The 6,752-nt window shown below is 37.0% G+C and carries 8 protein-coding genes; 2 read left to right on the top strand and 6 right to left on the bottom strand.

The features are described from left to right. The 5 genes from ACP69U_RS13460 to ACP69U_RS13440 all read right to left on the bottom strand — a co-directional run. Positions 1 to 947 (bottom strand): DUF262 domain-containing protein (locus tag ACP69U_RS13460; RefSeq protein WP_426138796.1); only part of this gene is annotated, 947 nt, incomplete at its 3' end. 15 nt (positions 948 to 962) lie between these two features. Further along, positions 963 to 1,925 carry an adenine-specific methyltransferase EcoRI family protein gene (locus tag ACP69U_RS13455; protein WP_426138795.1) on the bottom strand — a complete coding sequence of 321 codons (963 nt, stop codon included), beginning with the start codon at positions 1,923 to 1,925 and terminating at the stop codon, positions 963 to 965. A gap of 33 nt (positions 1,926 to 1,958) precedes the next feature. After that, entirely contained in the window at positions 1,959 to 3,059 is a 1,101-nt protein-coding gene (locus tag ACP69U_RS13450; RefSeq protein ID WP_426138794.1) for a RepB family plasmid replication initiator protein, read from the bottom strand. Positions 3,060 to 3,358: 299 nt separating this feature from the next. Next, a complete protein-coding gene (locus ACP69U_RS13445) occupies positions 3,359 to 3,586 on the bottom strand; it encodes a hypothetical protein (protein ID WP_426138793.1) in 228 nt (75 codons plus the stop codon). A 3-nt stretch (positions 3,587 to 3,589) separates the two neighbouring features. After that, a complete protein-coding gene (locus ACP69U_RS13440; protein ID WP_426138792.1) occupies positions 3,590 to 4,015 on the bottom strand; it encodes a hypothetical protein in 426 nt (141 codons plus the stop codon). A gap of 199 nt (positions 4,016 to 4,214) precedes the next feature. On the opposite strand from ACP69U_RS13440, the gene mobQ reads away from it, so the two are divergent. Together mobQ and ACP69U_RS13430 are read left to right on the top strand one after the other, a co-directional pair. Then, a complete protein-coding gene (gene mobQ, locus ACP69U_RS13435) occupies positions 4,215 to 5,744 on the top strand; it encodes a MobQ family relaxase (RefSeq protein WP_426138791.1) in 1,530 nt (509 codons plus the stop codon). A 74-nt stretch (positions 5,745 to 5,818) separates the two neighbouring features. After that, on the top strand, positions 5,819 to 6,457 hold the full coding sequence (locus ACP69U_RS13430; RefSeq protein ID WP_426138790.1) for a hypothetical protein: 639 nt from the start codon (positions 5,819 to 5,821) through the stop codon (positions 6,455 to 6,457). Between the two features lie 16 nt (positions 6,458 to 6,473). On the opposite strand, the gene ACP69U_RS13425 is transcribed toward ACP69U_RS13430, so the two are convergent. Next, positions 6,474 to 6,752, bottom strand: a 279-nt coding sequence (locus ACP69U_RS13425) for an HNH endonuclease (RefSeq protein WP_426138789.1), incomplete at its 5' end; no start/stop codon positions are given.

Raw genomic sequence — 6,752 nt, 5'->3', positions numbered from 1 at the left:
TACATTTTTTGTTTTTCTTTATCTTTGAAGGCTCGTAAGTTTAAATACTTTTCTTTGCCGGTCAAAAGGTAAGGGTATATTCCTTTTTTGTTATCTACTTCATCATCATCTAACAGCTCAACAATACGCTTCTCTAAATCTTTAGCATCTAATAACTCGTCTTTGTATTGGTTATACCAAACACCCCAATCTTGACCTTTCATGAGCGATTTACGCTTAGTAGGAAATGTTGCTTGTACCCACGTAATAACTGATTGAAAATATTGCCATAGTGCTAAAGCATTAACATCATGTTGATGCTTTGCCATATAGCTTTCAATGCTCCCCTTATATTTATTGAGATCCGACTTAGCTATCCATCCAATAGATTTCTCTAGGTAGTCCTGTCGAATAGGTGAGCCATTCATATAGTCGCTAGCGACTTGGCTTGCAACACAACCTGTTTTACTAAAATACCTTTTAGCATCAGAAACCCAAGTGCCACTATAAACTGCGTTTCTTAGTTCTTGGTCTGTTAGTTTCTCACCTGCAATATTAATGGTTCTAAACCATTGTAATTTTTCACTATCTGTTCCATGGCAAAAGTAAACCATCAGCTTATAATCAAGTATTTCGTCCTGTTCGTTTTTAGTCAGGTTATGGAAATATCGCATTTCATAGGCATATTCGTTGTTTACATACTGACAGATGGATATTGTGCGTTGCTGTCCATCAATAATTTCATACTCATAATTACCATTATCTGCCCAATACATTACATTAAGAGGAAACCCCTCTTTTATTGTATGAATAACTGCTTCCCTTTGCTTATCCTTATAAACAAACTCTCTTTGATAAGGTGGGCGGATATTAAGTTTACCGTCATAACCAAATACACCATCCTCTCCTAAGTCCTTGTAAGCCTTAGTTAAATCTCTAACTGTTATCTCTTTAGGAGTAATATCCATATGGGCTGCCTTGCTTTATAGAGGTTTTTTATTTTTAATGAAAAGTCGTTTATAAACTTTTTTACCGTTAATAGTGGCTTGAGCAACACCACTTTCAGAGTGCCAAAGTCCTTCTGAAAAGCCTTTACCTTCACTTTCAGTAGCTCCAACTATCTCGAATTGTTCAGGATTATACTTAGTTAAAAATGTAATAGGCACACCCATTACACCATCGTAATCAATAGGTATCTCTACCACTTTACTAATATTAATAGCATCGTAATTATCATATTTGGGGTACTCATCAGGACTATAAGTCTTCCATAAAATTAAGTCTTCATTACGCTTATTATGCTCTAAGTTAGTGTACCAAAATGATCTAGCCGCTTCATATAACTCACCTGACGGAGTTTGAAACCAACGGACACAGTTATAGCCTAGCCACATTTTGTTTTCTTTAATTGCTGGAAATACACCCTTATAAGTTATTGAGTTACTATTTCCAATTACTAAAAATTTCTTATCATGCTCTATCAGTTGAGTAATGTACTCTCTGAATAACGAAAATGGTGGGTTGGTTACTACTATGTCAGCTTGTTTTAACAGTTCCATACACTCATTAGAACGAAAATCTCCGTCTCCATCTAAGAGTTGATCTTCTATTTCATCTTGATCAGGTACGTTATTGCCGTTTTTATCTCCATCATAAATAAGATAAACAGCTTGTTCGCTATCATTTTGACTGAATAAATCCATACTCTTACTTTTGTAGCAAGTAGCTATTAAACGTTTTAATCCTAGATGCTCAAAATTATAAGAAAAATAATGAAAGAAATTGCTTACTCTTGGATCATCACAATTACAGTAGACAACTTTGTCTTTAAAATGATGTTTATAATGCTTAATTTCATTCTCTATATCTGTTAATTGAGTATAAAACTCATCATTCTTACTTTTTTTCGCTGACTGTAAGTTACTATTTTTCGCTGTTTTTACCATATCGATTCCAAAATATTAATTTCCATGTAGCTGCTAATAATCTAAATAATCACGTATTGGACGCTTATCAAACTGCTTAGGGTCTTTTTTAAGACGGTTGATCATTTCAAATTCCCATCCTTGCTGCGACTGTCCAGCTGGACTAGTAGGGCTTACTAAGTGGTTATATTCAGCCATAAAAGTAGGGTTTCGAGCAATACGCCCTAATTGCTTATCGTTCAGTCCGTCAACCGTAAACATATCTGCTGTATTAGCGTCACGTTCTGTTTTACCCTTAGCTTTGCTATTAACGGTTTTTGCTTTTGGCTTGAATCTGATTTTTAAATGCGTGAGCTTAAACCCTTTACCAGATTTACCATTTTTATCTGTCAAACTATAACTAGCTGTATAAAGTGATTTTTCGTTAATTTCATCAATCGCAACGTCTAATACACGCTTTCTAAGGTCTTTTACTGCATCATACTTATCTGTTAAATCAAGCATTTCTCTAAAATCGGCAAGGGTAGATACAACAAGCCCAGTATCACGCCATTGCATCATCATAATGTAAATTCTAAAGCTATAAAAACTGCTAAACCCTGCCATCTCATCAAGTTTTAATTGAGTGAAATGCTGTCGTAACTCGCTAATATACGGAATAATATCAGCATGAAAAATTATTCTAGCCATGATGTTGTCATCTGACTTCGCAATCATAGGTAAGCTATCTAACAAATTATGCTTTCTTAACTGTCGGATAAAATCATCGTCATATTTTGAGTTAGGATACTTTCTCTTCAATTCTTCAAAAATATCGGTTTTGAAGTGCAATATATTATGTACCCAATGCGTACCAAGCACACCGATAGGCGTATCAATAAAAATTTTTCTATCCAATAAATCACTACAAGCGGAACGTATTTCCCTAGCCACATTGTTAGGCTCTACACCTAATCTAATAAAATCCGCCTTAGTAATATAATAAGGCTTCATTGGATCAAGTGGCGCAGATTCTTTATCTTTCTTCCCTTTCGGCATTTGAGCAATAGCAATCAAAATTAACCGTATCTCATTCACTGATAGTTTGTAAGAAGCTCTAATCATATCGTTATTGAGCGTGATTAAATCCCTTTCATCTGATTGTTCATAATCCATAATAATCTCAATTTCAGTAGAGTAAGGGACTTATTATATACTGTCCCTTACTCCACATCAATACGTCCCTTACTCCACATCAATACGTCCCTTACTCCACATCAATACGTCCCTTACTCCACATCAATACGTCCCTTACTCTTCTCTGTAAGCCACGTATAGCAAGGCTCACAGAGGAGCTAAAAACTCTTTAAAAACTCTTTAAAAACATATAAAAAGAGATTATTTTTTTTTACTTAAAAAACAAAGGGAAAATAGTCATTAAACCGCAATTTATTGGTAATAAATAAGCTCAGATATCATCGGTTAATAGAGTTCTCTCTAGCCTTAGCATCTTGCCATTCTTTAAGTAACCTTTCTTCCTCTTGGTCATAACTAGTTTTGCCTGACTCAATACGTCTAATTGTGGCTTCAAGGCTAGCTTGTGATGACTTTATGACTTCATCGCTAAAGGACAAATTTACAGAAGCAATAGACTGTAAAGCTGACTCACTAAGCGGTCTGACAGAGTTATCAGTATTTCCCATAAATTACTCCTTACTGGTTAAAGTTAAGTCCTCAGATGACCAATAATCAGAAAATAAAGCCTTATCACTGTCACGAATTAAGAAGTTATCGAGTTCATCAAGGATAAACGTCTTGCTGATCTTATTGGTTTCCATCAAATGCTCAACCAAAGCCCCCATCAAAATTTTTCGCTTACTATCCTGTTTACGTCTAATACTGTTATCTGCCGTTTTCTGACGCTGCTTAATACCTTGTATTCGGTTTTCATGTTGGCGGATATATTTATCTAACTCTTGCACCCTATCTATCATTTTGATAAGCCCTTTGTTTTGCTTTGGGTTATCTTCCAACACCGCAGAACGAACCGCATCAACTTCAGCTAATAAACGATCACGATCAGCCAGCATTTTTGTTAATTTGCCTTCTAGTTCCCCTTGTAGTTTGGTCATCTAACTTGCTCCTTAACCCCTTGTTTGTCAAAATTATAGTAACTAAAAATAAGACAAGGGCGCACTTATGCAAACTATGATAAACTCCCCATACGGTGAGCTTATCATAGTTTGCGTGCGACAAGGGGCAAATCCCCTTATAACCCCTAAAAGACAATATTTTTCTGCTGAAAAATACAAAGGTGTCAATTAATAAGTTATGGCCATTTATCACTTATCAATCAAAACATTTTCACGCAGCAAAGGACAATCTGCTACCGCAGCTGTGGCCTATCGTGCTGGTGCAAAGATTGAATGTGAGCAAGAAGGGCGCACCCATGACTATACTAGAAAAGCCGGTGTTTTGCATAGTGAGATATTTTTGCCCGATGATGCCCCTAGTTGGGCAGCTGATCGGCAGCAGCTTTGGAATAAGGCTGAAGAAGCAGAAACACGCAAGAACAGCACGGTAGCGAGAGAGTTTGAAGTTGCCCTACCAAAAGAGCTTGACGAGCAGCAGCGTATAGCACTGGTGCAGGACTTTGCTAAACAGATAGTTGAGCGTCATGGCTGTGCCGTTGACGCTCATTTACACGATGATAATAGCCGTAGAACCAAACAAAACCATCACGCTCATATCATGCTAACTACGCGCAAACTAGAGAAAGACGGCTTTACTAAGAAAACCCGTGAGCTTGATCAAAAACAAAGTGGTGAGGTGGGCTATTGGCGCGAGCAGTGGGCTATTACAACTAACGAGCATTTACGTGAGCATGGCATACGAGATAAAAATAACAATCTAATCAGTATTGATCATAGAAGCCTAAAAGATCAGGGCTTAGAACGTGAGCCAACTATCAAGATGGGCGTTAATGCCAGCGCCTTGGAGCGTAAAGGTATTAAGACAGAGCGCGGCGACTTCAATCGGTCAGTAACCGCCTATAATCCTGATAAGCTCAATGAAATCTTAACCACTCAGTTTAAGCAAGCACAAGAGTTTCATAACAAGCTACAATTTATCAAGCGTAGGTTGCCTGAGATTAAAAGAGATCTAGCAGAGAAACAGCCTAAACTATACCAATCACTTGATGATTTAGGAATACCGACAGCTGAACCTGAACGACAGGTAATAGAGCCAGTCAGTGCAGAAATTGATAATCAAGTAGAACGCTCTCAGAAGCCCGTAGAGCTAATTGAACGCTCTAAAGTGCCAATGCCCTCACATGAGGCCGCTAATCCTCAAGTGATGCCTAATAAAACGCAGGATATAGCACAAATAGCTGTACCTTCTGCCGAATTGCGACCAACACCGCAAAAAGTAGAGCAAGCGAAAGCGGATATAGAGAGTTATAGAACTCTTTTGGAGAGTATCGAAAAGGCAATGAAAGAGCATCATCAAAAACCGCTACAAGACAAGCTAAACAAGATGCAGGCCGATTATAATAAGGCTGAAAAACCTTTCTTTATGAAGCAAAAAACGTGGATAAGTAAGCAAGCGGAACAGCGCAAAGAAATACAGAATATAAGAAGGCAATTTGAAATAGGTGAAGTAAAAAATTACTCTGAACCTTCAAAAAAATATCTTGCTAAAAAATTTCCTGAAGCTGAACAGGCATACCGTGATGGACAAGACACGATATACGACAGCCAAAGTGAGCATAGAGAAAAGGTAAGGCAACAGATAGCGGAACGTCAAGTAGAACGACAGCAGCAAAGAGAGATCAAAGTTGACGATGGTATAGAACGGTAAACAGACCTTCCTAAAAATTGTGCAACTGCATTTATAACAAAAAATGTTTATAAATATTTAAAGGTTTTTTTACTATGAGTAATATTAGAGGGATTGTCACAGTAGCTGACATTAAGTTTGTAGCCTTGAGCGAACATGATTTTCAATCTTGCATAGATGTTGCACAGAAGCTCTGTAAAACTATGATAGACCGTCGAAACCTTCATTCTAGGGATGTTATGGAGAAATTTAATAATATTCTTATGGGTGAAGTTGCAGAAATGATGGTTATAAGATGGCTACATGATAACGGTAAATATGCAGTATCAGCAGTTGATAAAAATTCAGGTCAAGCTGACTTAGGCCATGATATATATCTGAAAGAAAAAAATACAGGTGTAGATATACGTTGTTCAGTTAAATCTTCTTTATCTTACAAACTTCCGCCACAGCAAATATTACAGTATTCTAAGCTGGCTTCAACGCGAGGTGAAATGACAGAAGTAAATATACAAGTATACTTCTGGCTAGTGCTTAATCCCGACCGTGGGGCAAATAGAGTTACTACTCCATCAATTAATAATGCTGCTATATTCAGTTGGTTTGGTAGTAAAGATATCAAACCAACTGAATATAGCCGCTATGAAACTGAAGAAAGAGAAGCTCCGAATACTACTTTGCAGAACGGCAGAAAAATGGATACTCTTCTAGATTTCATTGAAGATATTGAATAACAATCCATGTGAATATTTATTTACCAGCCTTAAATTGATTACAGGGTCTACATAACATCTGACCATTTTTGAGGGTGGTTTTACCACCATTAGACCAAGGTATAATATGGTCTGCGTCCATTTCTGCCAACTTGAACTCATCTTGACAATGTGGACAGATACCTTTTTGTGAGTTATACATTTTTTGTTTTTCTTTATCTTTGAAGGCTCGTAAGTTTAAATACTTTTCTTTGCCGGTCAAAAGGTAAGGGTATATTCCTTTTTTGTTATCTACTTCATCATCATCTAACAGCTC

The organism is Psychrobacter sp. TWR1-1-1, assembly GCF_049895865.1.
GTDB classification, from domain to species: Bacteria; Pseudomonadota; Gammaproteobacteria; order Pseudomonadales; family Moraxellaceae; genus Psychrobacter; species Psychrobacter immobilis_A.
Note: the sequence above shows the minus strand (reverse complement) of the source record. Positions and strands in the feature narration are given on the sequence as shown.